16 protein-coding genes and 1 riboswitch are annotated in these 17,102 nt (G+C 64.9%); of the genes, 6 read left to right on the top strand and 10 right to left on the bottom strand.

The features are described 5' to 3' along the window. Positions 1-21: 21 nt before the first annotated feature. Positions 22-1,236: a succinyldiaminopimelate transaminase gene (gene dapC, locus JOD97_RS08910; protein WP_209715420.1), complete on the bottom strand. Its 1,215-nt coding sequence runs from the start codon at positions 1,234-1,236 to the stop codon at positions 22-24. Between the two features lie 176 nt (positions 1,237-1,412). Here dapC and JOD97_RS08905 point away from each other — a divergent pair, with 176 nt between their 5' ends. Continuing rightward, positions 1,413-3,254, top strand: a complete 1,842-nt coding sequence (locus JOD97_RS08905; protein ID WP_209715417.1) for a DUF4153 domain-containing protein — start codon at positions 1,413-1,415, stop codon at positions 3,252-3,254. Positions 3,255-3,260: 6 nt separating this feature from the next. On the opposite strand, the gene JOD97_RS08900 is transcribed toward JOD97_RS08905, so the two are convergent. After that, entirely contained in the window at positions 3,261-4,229 is a 969-nt protein-coding gene (locus JOD97_RS08900) for a dipeptidase (RefSeq protein WP_209715414.1), read from the bottom strand. Between the two features lie 118 nt (positions 4,230-4,347). Here JOD97_RS08900 and JOD97_RS08895 point away from each other — a divergent pair, with 118 nt between their 5' ends. Further along, positions 4,348-5,616: a DEAD/DEAH box helicase gene (locus JOD97_RS08895; RefSeq protein WP_209715411.1), complete on the top strand. Its 1,269-nt coding sequence runs from the start codon at positions 4,348-4,350 to the stop codon at positions 5,614-5,616. An 18-nt stretch (positions 5,617-5,634) separates the two neighbouring features. Here JOD97_RS08895 and JOD97_RS08890 read toward each other — a convergent pair whose 3' ends face one another. The 6 genes from JOD97_RS08890 to JOD97_RS08865 all read right to left on the bottom strand — a co-directional run bounded on the left by JOD97_RS08890 (position 5,635) and on the right by JOD97_RS08865 (position 10,408). Further along, entirely contained in the window at positions 5,635-5,985 is a 351-nt protein-coding gene (locus JOD97_RS08890) for a translation initiation factor Sui1 (protein WP_209715409.1), read from the bottom strand. Beyond that, on the bottom strand, positions 5,982-6,965 hold the full coding sequence (locus tag JOD97_RS08885) for a nucleoside hydrolase (RefSeq protein WP_209715407.1): 984 nt from the start codon (positions 6,963-6,965) through the stop codon (positions 5,982-5,984). Before JOD97_RS08885 ends, JOD97_RS08890 begins: the two co-directional genes overlap by 4 nt. A gap of 73 nt (positions 6,966-7,038) precedes the next feature. Further along, positions 7,039-7,704: a hypothetical protein gene (locus JOD97_RS08880; RefSeq protein ID WP_209715404.1), complete on the bottom strand. Its 666-nt coding sequence runs from the start codon at positions 7,702-7,704 to the stop codon at positions 7,039-7,041. Beyond that, positions 7,701-8,681, bottom strand: coding sequence for an MlaD family protein (locus JOD97_RS08875; RefSeq protein WP_209715401.1), 981 nt, complete (start codon positions 8,679-8,681; stop codon positions 7,701-7,703). The genes JOD97_RS08880 and JOD97_RS08875 overlap by 4 nt, the downstream gene beginning before the upstream one ends. Before the next feature lie 21 nt (positions 8,682-8,702). Next, positions 8,703-9,491, bottom strand: coding sequence for an ABC transporter permease (locus tag JOD97_RS08870; protein WP_209715399.1), 789 nt, complete (start codon positions 9,489-9,491; stop codon positions 8,703-8,705). A gap of 50 nt (positions 9,492-9,541) precedes the next feature. Next, positions 9,542-10,408, bottom strand: coding sequence for a LysR family transcriptional regulator (locus JOD97_RS08865; protein ID WP_209717381.1), 867 nt, complete (start codon positions 10,406-10,408; stop codon positions 9,542-9,544). Positions 10,409-10,523: 115 nt separating this feature from the next. Here JOD97_RS08865 and JOD97_RS08860 point away from each other — a divergent pair, with 115 nt between their 5' ends. Beyond that, positions 10,524-11,915 (top strand): MFS transporter, encoded by a 1,392-nt coding sequence (locus JOD97_RS08860; RefSeq protein WP_209715396.1) that lies wholly within the window; start codon positions 10,524-10,526, stop codon positions 11,913-11,915. A 94-nt stretch (positions 11,916-12,009) separates the two neighbouring features. Here JOD97_RS08860 and ribB read toward each other — a convergent pair whose 3' ends face one another. After that, positions 12,010-12,672 carry a 3,4-dihydroxy-2-butanone-4-phosphate synthase gene (ribB, locus tag JOD97_RS08855; protein ID WP_209715393.1) on the bottom strand — a complete coding sequence of 221 codons (663 nt, stop codon included), beginning with the start codon at positions 12,670-12,672 and terminating at the stop codon, positions 12,010-12,012. 94 nt (positions 12,673-12,766) lie between these two features. Next, a riboswitch (FMN riboswitch) is annotated at positions 12,767-12,916 on the bottom strand. A gap of 96 nt (positions 12,917-13,012) precedes the next feature. Between ribB and JOD97_RS08850 the strand changes: the two genes are divergently transcribed. Together JOD97_RS08850 and JOD97_RS08845 are read left to right on the top strand one after the other, a co-directional pair. After that, a complete protein-coding gene (locus JOD97_RS08850) occupies positions 13,013-15,853 on the top strand; it encodes a pitrilysin family protein (RefSeq protein WP_209715391.1) in 2,841 nt (946 codons plus the stop codon). 53 nt (positions 15,854-15,906) lie between these two features. Further along, a complete protein-coding gene (locus JOD97_RS08845; RefSeq protein WP_090314373.1) occupies positions 15,907-16,107 on the top strand; it encodes a hypothetical protein in 201 nt (66 codons plus the stop codon). On the opposite strand, the gene JOD97_RS08840 is transcribed toward JOD97_RS08845, so the two are convergent. Continuing rightward, entirely contained in the window at positions 16,104-16,505 is a 402-nt protein-coding gene (locus tag JOD97_RS08840) for a VOC family protein (RefSeq protein ID WP_209715387.1), read from the bottom strand. The genes JOD97_RS08845 and JOD97_RS08840 overlap by 4 nt on opposite strands. 128 nt (positions 16,506-16,633) lie before the next feature. Here JOD97_RS08840 and JOD97_RS08835 point away from each other — a divergent pair, with 128 nt between their 5' ends. After that, on the top strand, positions 16,634-17,098 hold the full coding sequence (locus tag JOD97_RS08835; RefSeq protein WP_229264237.1) for a hypothetical protein: 465 nt from the start codon (positions 16,634-16,636) through the stop codon (positions 17,096-17,098). Positions 17,099-17,102 lie beyond the last annotated feature (4 nt).

Here is a 17,102-nt window from a genome sequence, read left to right as displayed (position 1 = left end):
ATCTTATGAGTTGAGGCTTGATTATTTATTGAGGGCTTTGCAGAAGTCGACGATGCGCTTGGCCGCTTCCAGGCCTTCTTCCGTCTCGGCGACGAGCGCCATGCGGATGCGGTTGCGGCCCGGATTGGCGCCGTGGGCGTCGCGCGCCAGATAGCTGCCCGGCAGTACCGTGACATTATATTCGGCGTACAGGCGCTGCGCGAATTCGGTGTCCGACAGGCCGGTGCGGCTGACGTCCGCCCAAAGGTAGAAGCCGGCGTCCGGCAGTTCCACCGTCAGGACCTCCTGCAGCAGCGGCGTGATGGCGTTGAACTTTGCGCGGTATTTTTCGCGGTTCTGTTCGACGTGGGTTTCGTCGTTCCAGGCCGCGATCGAGGCAGCTTGCACGGAAGGGCTCATGGCTCCGCCGTGATAGGTGCGGTACAACAGGAATTTTTTCAGCACGTCGGCGTCGCCGGCGACGAAGCCCGAGCGCATGCCCGGCACGTTGGAGCGCTTCGACAGGCTGCTGAACACCACCAGACGGGCGTACGGCTTGTCGACCGTCGACAAACCCAGCGTGTGGGCCGCTTCGAGCGCGCCCAAAGGCGCTTGCTCGCCGTGGAAGATCTCGGAGTAGCATTCGTCGGCGGCGATGATGAAGTTGTAGCGCTCGGACAGGGCGAACAGGTTCTCCCAGTCGGTCAGCGTCAGCACGGCGCCGGTCGGGTTGCCCGGGGAGCACAGGAACAGCAGCGACACGCGCTCCCAGACCGAGGCCGGGATGCTGTCGTAGTCGCAGCCGAAATTGCGGGCCGGGTCGGAGTTGACGAAGTACGGCTCGGCACCGGCCAGGTAGGCGGCGCCTTCGTAGATCTGGTAAAACGGGTTGGGACACACCACCAGCGACTTGGCGGCCGGATCGATCACCGTCTGCGCCAGCGCGAACAGGGCCTCGCGCGAGCCGTTCACCGGCAGCACCTGGGTGGCTGGATTCAGGGCGGGCAGGCCGTAGCGGCGTTCCAGCCAGCCGGCGATGGCGCCACGCAGCGCGTCCGAACCGATGGTGGTTGGGTAGTTGGCCAGGCCGTCGATATTGTCGATCAGCGCCTGCTGGATGAAAGCCGGCGTGGGGTGTTTGGGTTCGCCCATGCCCAGGCTGATCGCCTTGTGGCGCGGGCTGGCGCTCACCTGCGCAAACAACTGGCGCAGTTTTTCGAATGGATAGGGTTGCAGCTTTTCGAGATGTGGATTCACGTGGCGGACCGGATGCGGACGTTGAAAAAGGAACGGCGTAGGTCAGGCATTATAGCGCCTATGGCGCGCCAGGGTCATTCGCCGCGTGGACGCTTTGGCATCAATGCCAAACAGTTAACATGGCGTGATTGATAATTATGCGATACTCGCCGCACATATAGTAAGGAGGGCGAATCATGGAGCTATCGGCGGTGGAACGGGATGAGATGGCGCTGGGGACGGGCGTCAGCCGGCGCGTGATGGCCGCGAGGCTGGCGACTGGCCTGCTCCAGGGCGTGCTGCTGTATTGGCTGTACCGCGCCGGCAAGGATGGCGTCTGGCCGGCCACGGCGCAGTATCTGATGGTGCCGTTGATGATGTTGGCGCTGTTCCTGCCGGTGCTGCTGGTGTCCACCCTGGGCCACATGTCGGCCCGCAAGGGGGGCGCCTGGCTGGCGACGGCGGCGCTGGTCATTCTGGCGATGGCGCTGCACGATGCCTGGCGCGGCCACCACGGCTACCCGATGTTCGACCACCAGGCCGGCCGGAGTGTCTATGCGCCGTCGCAGATACTGGCGCTATGCAGCGTTCCGCTCTTCTTCATCGCCCAGGCCCTGGTGCTGTCGGGCGTCCACGATAAGCGCTGGGTGGCCGGTTACGGTACCTACTTCGAAACCGCCTGGAAGCTGGGGGTGCAGCTGCTGTTTTCGGCGTTTTTCGTGGGCGCGCTATTTGTCGTGCTGTTCATGGGCAGCGCGTTGTTCAAGCTTATCAAGTTGAACTTCCTGCAGGAGCTGCTCAAGGAGGCGTGGTTCAACGTGCCGGTGGTCTTCACCGCCTTTTCGTGTGCCATGCATATCACCGATGTGCGGCCGGCGATCGTGCGGGGCATCCGCACGCTGCTGCTGGTGCTGATGTCGTGGATCTTGCCGGTGGCGGCCATTATCGTGACCGGTTTCTTGTGCAGCCTGCCGTTCACCGGATTGCAGGCGCTGTGGGAGACGCGTCACGCCACCTCCGTCCTGTTGTCGGCGGTGGTGGTGCTGGTTGTACTGATCAACGCGGCGTTCCAGAACGGCGATGCGGTGGCTGGCGTGCAGACGATCGTCCGCCTGAGCACCCGCGCCGCGTGCATCCTGATATTTCCGCTGACCGTGATCGGCGTCTATGCGCTCGCGCTGCGGGTGGCGCAGTACGGCTGGACCTCCGACCGCGTCATCGCGGCGGCCTGCCTGCTGGTGGCCAGCTGCTATGCGATCGGCTACGCGTGGGCCGCTTATCAATACGATACCTGGCTGCGACCTCTCGCCCCCGTCAACGTCATGGCGGCCTTCCTGGTGATCGCAGTGATGCTGGCGCTGTTTACGCCGATCGCCGACCCGGCGCGCATCTCGGTGAATAGCCAGATGGCGCGGCTGGAAAGCGGCAAGACCGCCGCCGGCCAGTTCGATTTCCACTATCTGCGGTTCGAGGGCGGGCGTTATGGCAAGGCCGCGCTGGAGCGGCTCAAGCAGTGGTCCGCCGGCCCCGATGCGGCATCCGTGCGGCGGGAAGCGACGTTGGCGCTGGCGCTGGCCGATAACCAGCGCTGGCTACTCCATAAGCCGGCCGCCGTGCCGATCTCCGTCGAGGAAAATGTCACCGCCTGGCCCGCCGGGGCCAAGCTGCCGGCCAGTTTCGTGTCGCAGAAGTGGGAGGAGGTGGCCGATGACCGCAAACCCAATTGCCTGGATAGCAAAAAAGGCAGGTGCGATGGGTTCATGATCGATATGACGGGCGATGGCGCCAACGAAGTCCTTCTGATCGACATGGACAGCGGCGATAACGCGCTCATGGCGCAAGGCGCCGACGGCAGGTGGGGGTCGATCGGGTCGCTCAACTATGGATATGCACGCTGCAAACCTTTGCTCGACAAGCTTAAAAGCGGTGAATTCAGCGTGGTCGCCCCAAAGGTGAAGGAGTTGGAAGTGGGCGGGCAGCGTGTGGGCGTGCTTGTGCGTCCGGAGTTGTCCCACGCCAGTTGCAAAGAGATCAAATAAAGATACTTAAGGCTGGTGCCACACCTGCTGCGCCACGCGCATCATGTTGCGGCCCATGACCAGCGCCGTCTCCTGGTCGCTCATGCCTATCTTGCGCAGGGCGCCGGCCAGTTCGCGCCACACTTCCGGCGGCGTAAAGGTTGGCGGCTGGTCGGCCCGATAGCCGGCCGATGCGGGCCACCAGTAGCCGGGATCGAACTCCCCGGGCGGCGTGTCATCCAGGCCTGGCTGCTGGAAGCAGATATCGAGGCCGATGCCCACGTGCGATACGCCCACCAGATCGGCGATGTAGGCGACGTGCCGCGCGACGTCGTCTGCGCCCGGGTTATCGGCACCAAGGAACCACGAAAGACCGGATACGCACACGACGCCGTTGGTGTCGGCGCAGGCGCGGATTTGTTCGTCGGTGACGTTGCGCCCGTGGGGCACCAGCGCGTATGCGTTCGCGTGGCTGAAGATCACGGGCTTCGACGAAGCGGCCATGATATCGAGGCTGCACATGCGGCCCGTGTGCGCGCAGTCCATCAGTATGCCGGCATCGTTGATCGCCGCCACCATGCTGTGCCCCAGCGGCGTCAGTCCGCGCGGCAGGTCGTGGCAGCCGTCGGCGACGTTGTTGTTGCGGTTGTAGGCCAGGTGGATCTGGCGCACGCCCAGCTGCGCGTACAGCGCCACCATTTCGGGCTGGTCCAGCAGCGGCATCGCCCCCTCCAGATCGAAGGTGATGGCCATGCGGCCGTCGGCGGCGGCCTTGATGATGTCGTCCACGCTGGAGACCAGCGTATAGCGTTCCGGTTCGGCGGCGATGGTGGCGCGGTAGCCGGCGATCACCGACATCACTTGCGAGACCGGGTTCATGTCGGCGCCCACGTTCAGACAGACGTAGTTCACCCCGGCCGCGTGCAGCTTGCGCACTGGCGTGAAGTCGGCATGTGGATGCTGCGGCAGGCAGGCGTGGGCGTCCCAGTTGATCATGGCGGTTTCTTTGTCAAAAAGCCCACTCTAACCGACAATCGCCGGGCATGCCAAGGGGTGGCGCTTGCCGCATGCTTTATACTGTTGGCCTATTCACACGCTTACCACATAGGCCAACATGTCATTTTCTTCGCTGGGCCTTGCTCCCTCCCTGATCAACGCGGTCACCGAAATCGGTTATCTGGAGCCGACGGCGATCCAGAGCGCCGCCATTCCCGCCATTTTGCGCGGCGAGGATGTACTGGGCGCGGCGCAGACGGGTTCCGGCAAGACCGCCGCCTTCGCGCTGCCGTTGCTGCAAGCGTTGCTGGACAATCGCAGCGGCCCGCGCCAGCTGCATGGCCTGATTCTGGTGCCGACGCGCGAGCTGGCGGCGCAGGTGGGCGAGTCGGTGCGCAAGCTGGCGGCGCATCTGTCGATGCAGATCAAGGTGTCGATCGTGTTCGGCGGCGTGTCGATCAATCCGCAGATGATGGCGCTGCGCGGCGGCGCCGACATCGTCATCGCCACGCCTGGCCGCCTGCTGGACCTGATCGACCATAACGCGCTGAAGATATCGCGCACCGCGATGCTGGTGCTGGACGAGGCGGACCGCCTGCTGGACCTGGGCTTCAGCGAAGAATTGAACCGCATCCTGGAACTGCTGCCCAAGCAGCGGCAGAACCTGTTCTTCTCGGCGACGTTCCCGCCGGCGGTGCAGGCGCTGGCCGACAGCATGCTGCATCAGCCGACGCGCATCGAAGTGCTGTCCGAGCCGCTCAGCAAGCCCGATATCCACCAGCGCGCGATTATGGTCGATGTACCGCGCCGTACCATGCTGCTCAAGCATCTGATCCAGGAAGAAAATTGGAGCAGGGTGCTGGTGTTCGTCGCCACCAAATACGCGGCCGAGCACGTGGCGGACAAGTTGAACCGCAACGGCATCCGCGCCGGCGCCTTCCACGGTGAGTTTAGCCAGGGGGCGCGCACCGAGGTGCTGGGCGACTTCAAGGCCAGCCGGCTGCAGGTGCTGGTGGCGACCGACGTCGCCGCGCGCGGCATCGACATCGCGCGCCTGCCGGCGGTGGTCAATTACGACTTGCCCCGCTCCGCCATCGATTACACCCACCGCATCGGCCGCACCGGCCGGGCCGGCGAGAGCGGCGTGGCGATCAGTTTTGTCAGCGCCGAGACCGAGCAGCATTTCCGTCTGATCGAAAAGCGCCAGGAGATCCTGCTGCCGCGCGAGCGGATCGCCGGCTTCGAGCCGGTGGAGACGCTGCCGCCACCGCCGGCCGGCTCGGTCACCGACACCGTCAACGGCGGCATCAAGGGTAAGCGCAAGAGCAAGAAGGACAAGCTGCGCGAGGCTGCGGCCCGCGATGCCGGCGCGCCCGCCGGCGAATAACCCGTTCGAAAATCGCCCTCAACCGCCGGTGCGTTTGGGGGTGTGGCCCTGTTTTTTCAACGTTTCCATCACCAGGTCGCAATGATCGCCCTGGATCTCGATCACGCCGTCCTTGACGGTGCCGCCGGAGCCGCACGCGCCGCGCAGCTGCTTGCCCAGTAGCGCCAGTGCGATGGCGTCGAGGGCCAGGCCCTTGACCAGGGTGACGGTCTTGCCGCCGCGCCCCTTGGATTCGCGTGACACCTTGACGTTGCCGTCGCCCGCCGGCTTGGCTTTGGCGGCCGATTTGCAAGCGCAATCGGCAAGCGGCTTGCCACAATCCGGGCAGATGCGGCCTGTTTCGGTCGAATATACCAGCCGGGTGCTCATGGTTTGTCCTCCAGCAGTCGTGGCATCAGAATATTGAAGAAGCGTTTTTGGTCCGACGCCAGGCACACGGCCGCATTGGGCGTGCCGGCTTCCTCGCGGGTGTAGCCGTCATCGGTGACGACGATGCGCAGCGGCGTGGTCGGGCAGACGGTGGGATCGATCATCCAGGTCACGGGCACGACGTCGAACAGCGACGGCATGTTGCTCGACCATGGCTGGTAGGCGTCGATCCACTGGTGGTACATCAGCGCCAGCGCGTCGGTGACAGGGGAGCCGTGGCCGAGCAGGGCGTTGCGCTCCACCTCATCGAGGCGTATCTGCGTCGAATCGAGCGGCATCATCACGATCGGCACGCCGGACTTGAACAGCTTTTGCGCGCCGGCGATGTCGGAGGCGATGTTGTATTCCTTGTCGGCGGGGCGCGGCGGCACGTATTGCGACTTGCGATAGCCTGCGCGCACCGAGCCGCCCATCATCGCCACCTGTTTCAGTTTGCCGAAGGCGGCCGGGTCGCGTTCGATCGCGGCGCCGACGTTGGTCAGCGGGCCGAGTGCCAGCAGCGTGATCTGCCCGGGCTGGCGTTTGATCTGGTCCAGCAGGAAGTCCACCGCCGGCACCTTGGCCGGCAGCTTGCCGCGCCGGGCGTAGCGCGCCTGCGTGAAGGGTTGCGGATTGCCGGTGCTGGCGATGCCTTGCGCCACCGGGATGCCGCTGTGGCCCGTCTCGCGCAGCATGCGTTCCAGCAGTTGCGCGCGCAGCGCGGTGTCGCCCCACGCGGTGGTGATGCCGACAATCTCGATCTCCGGGCTTTGCAGCAGCAGCGCCAGCGCGAAGGAATCGTCGATGTCGTCGCCGATGTCCATGTCGACGATAACCTTGAGCCGTTCGGCGCAATGGGCGGGCGGCGCCAGCACGGCGGCGCACGACAGCGCCAGTATGGATAACAGGCCGCGCAGCGGTCGGGAAAGGGAATAGGCCATGGTCGGTCCGAATCGTTGGATGCGCGATTCTAGCAGAGCACGGGCGGCTCGCGGGGCGCGTCGGGCTAAGGTTTCAAGGTCGTTCGCTTACCAGGTCGATGCGGCGTTTGATGCGCTGTGCCTCGGCGGCGTCTCCGGCCTGCCCGGCGCGCATGGCCTGCACGCCCAACCACGCCAGCAACGGCCGGCGCCAGCCCTGCGTCGACGCGGTTTCCACGGCATCGGCCAACACGGCGGGCGTGGCCTTGTTGGCGCGCAGCAGAACCCCGGAGGCGACCAGTTTCGATAGCGGGTCCGTGATCGCTTGCGTGGCGGCGGCTGCCGCCGTGTCGCTGGCCGCCGCCGCTACCGGCTGGTGCTGCGCGGGCAGCAGCGCGGCGTCGGCGGCGCTGGCGCGGCCGGACAGGTAGGCCGCGTAGGCGCGGTCGGCGGGGCTGGCGTCCGCCGCCAGTTTGTCGAAGCCGGCGCAGTCCTCGAACACCAGCGAGGCCACGCGGGCGGCGCAGCGTATCAATTCGGCGCGGATGATCAGATCGACTTTGCCGGTGCTGCCCAGCGCTTCGCGGGCGCGCTGGTATTCTGCTTGCTCCACGCGGGCGTTGCCCGACAGGTAGGCGGCCGTCGAGCGCTCGATCGCGCTTTGCGCATTCATTTGCCAGTCCGGCACCGGCGGGTTGTTGCCGCAGGCGGCCAGCATGACGGCCATCGCCGCGGCGATCAGCGGAGCGGTGGTCTTCATGGCAGTTTGATCTCCGTGTCGCGTTTGAACGGCCATTTGCGGTTGATTTCGTTGACCAGTTGTTCGACCCGTCGCAGACTGCTTTCCACCTCGGCGCGCAATGTGCCCAGATCGGCGGTCGCCTCCTTGGCGTTGGCGCCGACGGCCTGCGCTTCCACCAGCACCGCGTCCATTTTCTTCAAGCTGTTGCGGGCGTCGGCCAGCAGACCATTCAGCTGCACGATGGTCGCCTGCGCATCGGTGACCACGCCCTGCGGGCCGAATACCTGGCTGTCGGCGTGGCCGATCAGGCTATCGGCCTTGGTGGCGAGCGTGTTGACGGTGGCCAGCAGCTTGTTGGCGCGTTCGGTCAGTTGCTGCGCGTTCTTGTCGTCGCCGGCGATCAGTCCCATGGCGCCGGTCGGTCCGTTCAGCTTACCGGTCACGCCCTGGATGTTGGCCAGGCTGGCCGCCAGCGCGGAATTTTCCGCCGTCAGCGTATTGAGGTTTTCCAGCAGGTCGCGGGCGGTGGCCAGCAGGCGGGGAATCTCGGCGCCCGGATCGCCCACCAGCAGCGCGCGCGCGGCGCCTTCCTCCAGCGGCGGGTCGGTCGGAATGCCGGTGAAGGCGCGCAGCTTGGCGCCGCCCACCAGTCCGCGCTCGAGCGTGAAGATGCTGGACTTGCGCAGCCAGTGCGCGTCGTCGCGCGGCACGTCGACCACGACGCGGGCTTTGCCCTCTTTACTCAATTCGATGCGGCGCACGCGCCCGATCGGAAAGCCGGCGAAGGTGACGTCCATGCCGACGACCACGCCCTCGGAATCGTCCGCCTCCAGGAACAGCGTTTGCGTCGATTCGAAGGCGCCGCGCGCGTACAGCAGATAGACCGCCGCGCCGGCGACCAGCAGCACCATCGCCACCAGCAGCACGGCGGCCTTGAATTCGGCGTTGCGCACCGGCGGGGCGGCGGGCGGTGTTTGTGTGGGTTGTTCTGTCATGGTTTTTCGGGCTAGCGCCGCTTAGTAGTAGTTGCCCATCAATGAGGCGACTTCGATGAGGAGTATCATGGCGAACAGGCGCACCATGTCCGACAGTCCGTGTGTGACCTTGACGCGGTAATTGCCGCCGAAGTAGAACGAGGACGCCATCGGGACCAGGCCGACGGCAAAGCTGAAGAACACGACCTTCAGCACCAGTATCAGCGTGACGGCGGGGTTGAACACCTGGCCGACCACGCGCGTGTAGCCGGCCAGCGCCCATGGGGTGAAGCCGTACAGCGTCAGGTAGGCCAGGATCAGCGCCAGCACGCAGCTGACGGCCGCCAGCATCCACACGGCGAACACGCCGGCGGCCACGCGCGGGAAAAATTCGCGTTGCAGCTCCGGCATGGTGGCGATAGTGCCGTTGCGACGGCCCTGGGAGAACTCCAGGCCGGCCGGCAGGGTGGTGCGCAGGGCGACGAAGGCGGCGGCGGTGAGCGGTATCAGCTCCAGAACCAGCACCCGCACCACCATCTCCAGCGCGAAGCGCGACAGGCCGTAGCTCAGCGACGTCACCAGCACGATGCGGATCAGCACCAGGCCGACCAGCGCCGACATCACGCCGAACCAGGCCAGGTTGGGTACCGTGTCGGCCACCAGATGGCGCGCCAGCACCGGACGGTTTTCGCGGCCATAGGTGGCCGGCGTGAGCGCGACCGACAGCATCAGCACCGCGAACTGCGCCAGCCGCCACCACGTCTGCAGCCAGTCGACCGCGCCATGGTGTAGTCGTTGCAATACGGATGGAGTCGATGCTTGAGCGTTCATGTTGGCATATTAGCACCGGGAGGGCGCGGGCAGGTGTTCGTCATCGCACCCTAGTTCTGCGGGAAGGAGTCAATGATGGCGTCGGCGGCGGCGCGCACGCGCGCGCTGCGACTCAGATCGCTGTGCATCACCAGCCAGACATCGTAGTGGTCGACCCGGTCCGGCCAGATGCGCGTCAGCTGCGGATCGCCGTCTGCCATGTGGCAGGGCAGTTCGGCCACGCCCATGCCTTTGCGCGCCGCCTCCAGCAGCATCAAGCCGCTATTGACCTCGATCGCCACGCGGGCGTGGGTGACCGGCTCCAGGCAGATTTTCTCGCGGTGGCGCGGCGCCACCGTGCCTTGATAGATCACGATGTCGTGTCCCGCCAGGCCGGTGCCCGGTAGCGGTATGCCGCGCTCCTTCAGGTAGCCGGGCGTGGCGTACAGGCCCATGGTGCGGCGGGTCAGGTGGCGCGAGATCAGGTCCGGGCTCGTTGGTTTGAGGGTGCGTACCGCCAGGTCGGCCTCGCGGCGCGTCAGGCTGGTGATCTCGGTGCCGGTGCTCAGGACGATGCGGATTTCCGGGTGCGTCAGGTGCAGCCGGCGCATGGCGTCGATGACGAAATGACTGGCCATCGTGTCCGAGGTGGTGACGCGCACGATGCCGGACAGGCGGTTGTCGATGCCCTGCATCTCACGCTGAAAGCGCAGCGCCGCCTGTTCCATCGACTCGGCGGCGGTGACGGCCAGTTCGCCGGCGGGCGTGGCCATGTAGCCGGATGGCGTGCGCAGGAACAGGCGCGCGCCCAGCGAGTCCTCCAGCGCGTTGAGGCGGCGGCCGACGGTGGCCTGGTCGATATTGAGTTCGCCGGCGGCGGCGCGCAGCGTGCCTTTGCGGTAGATGGCGAGGAAAATCCTGGCGTTGTCCCAGTCCATGGTGCGATAGCCCGTGTGGGTGATGCATTTTTGCATCGAAGCGCCGATCTTATGCATATTTACCGCATCACGCAAGCGGCCTAAGATGCAGTGGATCTTATTAAGGAACGCTCCTATGACCATACTATCCACCGCCGAAGCGCGTTTGCGCGCGCCGGACCGCCAGGTTCCACCGCTGCTGATGCTGATGACGCTCGCCATCGGCTTCGTGATGGCGATGATCGACGTCACCGCCGTCAACACCGCCTTGTCCGATATCTCCGCCAGCTTGTCGGTGCCGCTCACCGGGCTGGTATGGGTGGTCGACGGTTACACACTGACCTTCGCCGCGCTGCTGCTGGCCGGCGGCGCGCTGGCCGACCGTTACGGCGCCAGGAACGTGTATCAGGGCGGCTTGAGCGTGTTCATACTCGGCTCGGTGGCGTGCGCGCTGGCGCCGAGCGGCGGCGCGCTGATCGCCGCCCGGTTGCTGCAGGGCGCGGGCGCCGCCTTGTTCATGCCCAGTTCCCTCAGCCTGCTGACGCACGCCTACGAGGACCAGCGCACGCGGGCGCGCATGCTTGGGACGTGGTCGGCCATCGTCGGGTGCTCGGCCGCCGCCGGGCCGCTGGTGGGCGGGCTGCTGGTCCACGAATTCGGCTGGCGCAGCGTGTTCTGGGTGAACGTGCCGATCGGCCTGGCCGGCATCGTGCTGACGCAGATGCTGGCGCCGGCCACGCCGCCGCACCGGCGCGCGCTGTCGATGCTGAGCCACGCGCTGGGCGTGGCGGCGCTGGCGGCGCTGAGTTTTGTGCTGATCGAGGGGCCGGTGCTGGGGTGGGCGTCGGCGGCGGTGCTGGTGGCGGGCGTCGCCGCTGTCGCCAGCGTCGCGCTGCTGGTGCGGCGCGAGCGCACCGGCGCCCATCCGCTGCTGCCGCGCGCGTTGTTCGATACGCCGGCTTTCGCGGCGGCGAATGGCGTTGGCTTTTTGATCAACTTCGCCGTGTTCGGGCAGCTGTTTTTGCTTAGTCTTTATATCCAGCAGGGCGGGGCCGACGCGCTGGATACGGGGTTGAAGCTGATACCGATGATGGGCGCTTTCGCAGTCGGCAATTTGACCTCGGGTGCGATCGTGGCGCGGGTGGGGACGCGGCCGCCGATGTTGTATGGGTTGATGGTGGGGTTGGGGACCGGGCTGGTGATGCTGGTGGGGCTGACGCCGCAGACGCCGTACTGGTTGCTGGTGCCGGGGACTATCGTGATGAATGTCGCCATCGGCATTGCGATTCCGGGGATGACGGCGACGGTGATGCTGGTGGCGGGCAAGGCGCATGCCAACAGCGCGGCGGCGGCCTTGAACGCCAATCGGCAGATCGGCGCGCTCGTTGGCGTGGCGATGATGGGTACCGTCATGCATGTGATGCCGGAGTGGGCGTGGCGGCTGCCGCTGGCGTTCGGGCTGGTGTCGGCGGCGTACGCGGGGGCGCTGGCCCTGGTTTATTTCTTTGTTCCACGTAGGGCGGATTAGGCGGAACGCCGTAATCCGCCATTGCATGAGCCGTCGAGGCGCATGCATGGCGGATTACGCTGCGCTAATCCGCCCTACGTGTGTTCCTTGCGGTTCAAAGACCGTGGGTTTGGCGCCACTCGATCATTTCAGCGATGGTCAAGATCGGCATGCCATGCAGCTCGGCGAAGCGTTCGATCTCGGCGCCGCGCATCATCGTGCCGTCGGGGTTCATCAACTCGCACAGCACGGCGGCCGGTTGTAAACCCGCCATCGTCGCCAGGTCCACCGAGCCTTCGGTGTGGCCTTTGCGCGCCAGCACGCCGCCCGGCGTGGCCCGCAACGGGAACACGTGGCCCGGGTGCACCAGATCTCCCGGCCGGGCGTCGGCGGCGATGGCGGCGCGGATCGTCGTCACGCGGTCGGCGGCCGAGACGCCGGTGGTGACGCCCTCGCGCGCTTCGATCGATACCGTGAACGGCGTGCCGTAACGGCTGCCGTTATCGGCCGCCATCGGCGGCAGCTCCAGCGCGCGCACCTTGTCGGCGCTCAGACACAGACAGACGATGCCGCTGCATTCGCGGATCATCATGGCCATCGACTGCACGCTGATCTTTTCGGCGGCGACGATCAAATCGGCTTCGTTCTCGCGGTCGAAATCATCGAGCAGGATCACCGGCACGCCGGCGCGCATGGCCTCGAGCGCCGCGGCGATGCGGCCCTCCAGATCATCCGAAACAAGGGAGTAGGGGGATACTGCGGATACTTGGTCAAACATGGGTAACGCTCCTCGCGATAGCGAAAAACGCAACAGGGCAAGCGAATACGCGCGGCCCGCCGCACCGATCGCTCGGGCGGGAGGCCGCGTCACCGCACATCTTCTTTCATCCGGACTATACCGTCGGCCCTGGAATCACACCAGATCTGCTGACCCCTTCCGGCAGGCCGGAAGGGCGCTCGCGGGCTTGACCATCGCTGGTCTTACCGCCGGTGGGGAATCGCACCCCGCCCCGAAGACGTAAGTTAGCGCCTGCCGGCTGGCAGGCGAACAAGGATTCTAGCCCAAATCGGGATTTTCGGTGTAAGGTAGCTTTTTCCGATTTTTTACTGTCTGCCGAATGAATTTGATCAAATTGCGGGTGCTGTCCGGGGCGTTCTTGTTGTCGTTTTCCTTCCTGGCGCAAGGCCAGGGGCAGGTGCAGGGGCAGGAGCCCCCTCTCAAATTAAGCGACGTGCTGCCGATCGGGCCCCAGGTCAAGGTTGGCAAGCTGGCAAACGGTCTGACATATTATGTGCAGAAGAACGCCCGCCCGGAAAACAAGCTGGAACTGCGGCTGGTAGTGAAAGCCGGTTCGATCCTGGAGGACGACGACCAGCAAGGCCTGGCCCACTTCACCGAACACATGGCCTTCAACGGCTCCACCAATTTCAAACGCAATGAGTTGGTATCGTATCTGCAGTCGGTCGGCGTGAAGTTCGGCGCCGATTTGAACGCCTACACCAGCTTCGACGAAACCGTCTACATCCTGCCGATACCGACCGATAAAAAGGAGATCGTCGAGCAGGGCTTCCAGGTGCTGGAGGATTGGGCGCACGGCCTGTCCTTCAATGACGCTGACATCGACAGCGAGCGCGGTATCGTGCTTGAAGAGCTGCGCATGGGGAAGGGCGTGGACGACCGCATGAACAAGGTGCTGCTGCCGAAGGTGCTCAATGGCTCGCGCTATGCGCAGCGCATGCCGATCGGTAAAGAAGACATCATCAAGAACTTCAAGTACGACGCCATCAAGCGCTTCTACCGCGACTGGTACCGCCCGGACCTGATGGCGGTGGTGGTGGTGGGCGATATCGATCCGGAAGCGGCGCGAAAGCTGATCGAACAGCATTTCAGCAAATTGAAGAACCCCGCCAATCCGCGCCCGCGCGAGTACGCCAAGATCCCGGAGCGCCAGGAGTCCGAAGGCATCGTCTTCACCGACAAGGAAGTCAGCAGCAATTCGGTCTACATCCGTTATCCGATCCAGCCCTGGCCGGCCGGCGAGACCCTCGCCGACTATCGCCAGAAGCTGATCGAAAACGTGTACAGCTTTATTCTCAGCCAGCGCATGTACGAATTGACGCAGCAGGCCAACCCGCCCTTCCTGCAGGGCGGCAGCGGCATGAACAAGATCGTGCGCGGCTACCGTTCGTTCGGCGCCGGCGCGGTGCTGGGCAAGGGCGGCGTCACGCCGGCCATCAACGCGCTGGTGGAGGAGGACGAGCGCGCGCGCCAGTACGGCTTCACCGCCTCCGAGGTGGAACGGGCCAAGAAGGGCATTCTGCGCACCTACGAGAATCTGTACAACGAGCGTGACAAATCCGATTCGTCCGGTTACGCGGCCGAGTATATCCGCCACTTCCTTGAGGATGAAACCATCCCCGGCATCGCCGCCGAGTACCGCTACGCGCGCGAGCTCCTGCCGGACATCTCGCTGTCGGAGGTGAACGCCGCCGTCAAGATGGCGATTCCGGACAATCAGAGCAAGCTGGTGATCTATACCGGCGTCGAGAAGGCCGGCGCGGCCACGCCGAAGGCCGCCGATCTGGTGGCCATCGCCAACGCCGCCGAAAAGATCAGCGTCAAGGCGCAGGAGGAAAAGATCTACGCCACCCAGCTGATGCCGGTGCTGCCGAAACCGGGCGCCATCGCCAAGCAGACCGTCAATGCGAAGCTCGGCACGACGGAGCTCATATTGAGCAACGGCGTCAAGGTGGTGCTGAAGCCGACCGACTTCAATAACGATCAGGTGCTGATGTCCGGCCTGCGCTACGGCGGCTGGTCGCTGTTCGGCGACAAGGACGTCTTCACGTCCCATTACGCCAGCAGCATCGTGGCGCAGATGGGCGTGTTGAACTACACGCCGAACGATCTGGTGAAGGTCCTGGCCGGAAAAAGCGTCAGCGCCAGCGCCGGCGTCAACTCGCTCAACGAAGCGGTGAGCGGCAGCTCGGGCAGCGACGATATCGAATCGATGCTGCAGCTGACCTATTTGCAGATGACGCAGCCGCGCAAGGATGCCGCCATCTACAGCGCCTACGTCGACCGCCAGCGCGAACTGGCGCAGAACAATCTGGCGCGTCCGGAGTCGGTGTTCTACGATACGATCGCCGCCACGCTCTACAACAACAGCCCGCGCGTGCTGCGCGCCGCCAAACCGGCCGATTTCGACCAGCTGGCGCTGGACAGGGTGATGGAGATCTATAAAGCCCGTCTTTCGAGCGCGCGCGACTTCACCTTTTTCATCGTCGGCAGCTTCGACGTGGAGAAGATCAAGCCGCTGATCGCCACCTATCTGGCCAGCCTGCCCACGGACGATATTCCGGTGGCCTTCAAGGACGAGGGCGTGCGGCCGGTCAAGGGCGTGGTCAAGAAGGAGGTGCATGCCGGCGCCGAACCCAAGAGCACGATCTCGCTGTCGTTCACCGGCGATGCCAAATACTCGCGCGAGGAGCGCATGCGGCTGCAGGCGCTGGTCGAAGTGATGAACCTTAAACTGATCGAGGTGCTGCGCGAGAAGATGGGTGTCATCTACAGCGGCGGCATGAACGGCTCGCTGAACCGCATCCCTTACGAGAACTACACGATCAGCGCCAACCTGCCGTGCGCGCCCGAGAATGTGGACAAGGTGATCGCCGCGACCTTCGCCGAGATCGAGAAGATCAAGCGGGATGGCGCCGACGAGGCGGACCTGAACAAGGTCAAATCCGCGTGGCTCAAGGGCTACCAGAAGGGCATGCGCGAGAACGGATACTGGCTGGCCTCCCTGCAGAACGCCTTCTTCAACAACAGCAATCCCGAGGATATCCTGAAGTACGAGGAACGCGTTCGGGCGATCAAGCCGTCGGACCTGAAGGAGGCCGCCAAGCGCTACTTCGACATGAATAATTATCTGCAGGTGGTGCTCTACCCCGAGAAGTAAGCCCGCCGCCTGTTACACTGGAGGCTCGTAACCACCCGATGCAGAGGTAAATCATGGCAAAGAAAAAGGAAGAGCTGGACCCGGAGACCCTGGAGTTGATCAACTGGTGTATCGAGGTTGAGGGTTTTCTGGTCAAGGGCGGGGCGACGGTGGCGGAGGCGCAGGATCACATCGAAGAGCAGGTCGAGTGGTTCACCGACCAGTTCTACGACGGCCTGACGCCCGAGGAAGCGGCCAAGGAGGCGTTGGCCTAATCGTGGTCCACGGCGTCGTGGCAGACGACGCCCAGTTTGTTCCCATCGGGGTCGCGGAAGTAGGCGCCATAGTAGTTGTCGTGGTAGTGCGGACGCGGTCCCGGAGGCCCCTTGCACCGGCCGCCGTGCGCCAGCGCCGCCGCGTGGGCGCGGTCGACCGCCTCGCGCGATGGCGCCATCAGCGCGATCATCTGGCCGTTGCCGCATCCCGCCGGCTGGCCGTCGTACGGTTTGCCGATGATGAACAGCGGCCGTCCGCCGTCGGCCGGCATCCACGCCGCCCACGGCTTGGTCGGATCGCTGAAGCGCAGGCGTGTGCCGAGCGTCTCCATCACCGCGCTGTAAAAGCCGAACGCGCTTTCAAAATCGTTGGTGCCGACGTAGACATGCGATAGCATTTGTTCACCATGGACGAGTATCAGTTCGATAATTATATACACGAAGAAACGAGCGTTCAGCGGCGCGCCAAAAGATCGTCGGGGCGTTTATGCTTAAATGGCAAAATAACCAGGCGTGGAGGTGTGCGATGACGAGGGGACCTCTTTTCCGAACGGCCGCGCTAACGGTCGCGGCCGCACTGACGGCGGCGCTGGCGCTGGCCGGCGCGCCGATGACGGCCACCGCCGCGCCGTTGCGGCACGATCATCCGTTCATCGGCATCTGGAAGATCACGCTGCCCGACGGCTCCTGCAGCGAGACCTACCGGGTACGCGGCGACGGCAGCACGCTGGTGTTCAGCAACGAGGAGGTGGCCGAATCCACCTTCGTCGTCGCCGACAAGCCCGACAAGGACGGCTTCTACAAATCGGTCGACACCATCGTCAAGGACAACGGCAAGCCCGATTGCACCGGCCAGATCACCAAGCCGGGGCGCTCGGTCACCAACTACCTGCTGTTCCACCCCGGCGGCGATCTGTTCCTGATGTGCGTCGAGCGCAGCTTGAACCGCTGCATCGGACCTTTCGTGCGCGTCGCCGGGAACGCGATCTAAACGC

It is taken from the genome of Duganella sp. 1411 (genome assembly GCF_017833525.1).
Classification (GTDB): domain Bacteria; phylum Pseudomonadota; class Gammaproteobacteria; order Burkholderiales; family Burkholderiaceae_D; genus Rugamonas.
The sequence above is the reverse complement of the archived record's forward strand: the minus strand, read 5'-3'. Positions and strand labels throughout refer to the sequence as shown.

Excerpts from the sequence above, each read along its gene's own strand:
- JOD97_RS08895 (WP_209715411.1), top strand. The coding sequence starts at position 4,348 with ATGTCATTTTCTTCGCTGGGCCTTGCTCCCTCCCTGATCAACGCGGTC.
- JOD97_RS08885 (WP_209715407.1), bottom strand. The coding sequence starts at position 6,965 with ATGGCCTATTCCCTTTCCCGACCGCTGCGCGGCCTGTTATCCATACTG.
- JOD97_RS08865 (WP_209717381.1), bottom strand. The coding sequence starts at position 10,408 with ATGGACTGGGACAACGCCAGGATTTTCCTCGCCATCTACCGCAAAGGC.
- JOD97_RS08850 (WP_209715391.1), top strand. The coding sequence starts at position 13,013 with ATGAATTTGATCAAATTGCGGGTGCTGTCCGGGGCGTTCTTGTTGTCG.
- ribB (WP_209715393.1), bottom strand. The coding sequence starts at position 12,672 with ATGTTTGACCAAGTATCCGCAGTATCCCCCTACTCCCTTGTTTCGGAT.
- JOD97_RS08875 (WP_209715401.1), bottom strand. The coding sequence starts at position 8,681 with ATGACAGAACAACCCACACAAACACCGCCCGCCGCCCCGCCGGTGCGC.
- JOD97_RS08840 (WP_209715387.1), bottom strand. The coding sequence starts at position 16,505 with ATGCTATCGCATGTCTACGTCGGCACCAACGATTTTGAAAGCGCGTTC.
- JOD97_RS08835 (WP_229264237.1), top strand. The coding sequence starts at position 16,634 with ATGACGAGGGGACCTCTTTTCCGAACGGCCGCGCTAACGGTCGCGGCC.
- JOD97_RS08870 (WP_209715399.1), bottom strand. The coding sequence starts at position 9,491 with ATGAACGCTCAAGCATCGACTCCATCCGTATTGCAACGACTACACCAT.
- JOD97_RS08845 (WP_090314373.1), top strand. The coding sequence starts at position 15,907 with ATGGCAAAGAAAAAGGAAGAGCTGGACCCGGAGACCCTGGAGTTGATC.
- JOD97_RS08860 (WP_209715396.1), top strand. The coding sequence starts at position 10,524 with ATGACCATACTATCCACCGCCGAAGCGCGTTTGCGCGCGCCGGACCGC.
- JOD97_RS08880 (WP_209715404.1), bottom strand. The coding sequence starts at position 7,704 with ATGAAGACCACCGCTCCGCTGATCGCCGCGGCGATGGCCGTCATGCTG.
- JOD97_RS08890 (WP_209715409.1), bottom strand. The coding sequence starts at position 5,985 with ATGAGCACCCGGCTGGTATATTCGACCGAAACAGGCCGCATCTGCCCG.
- JOD97_RS08905 (WP_209715417.1), top strand. The coding sequence starts at position 1,413 with ATGGAGCTATCGGCGGTGGAACGGGATGAGATGGCGCTGGGGACGGGC.
- JOD97_RS08900 (WP_209715414.1), bottom strand. The coding sequence starts at position 4,229 with ATGATCAACTGGGACGCCCACGCCTGCCTGCCGCAGCATCCACATGCC.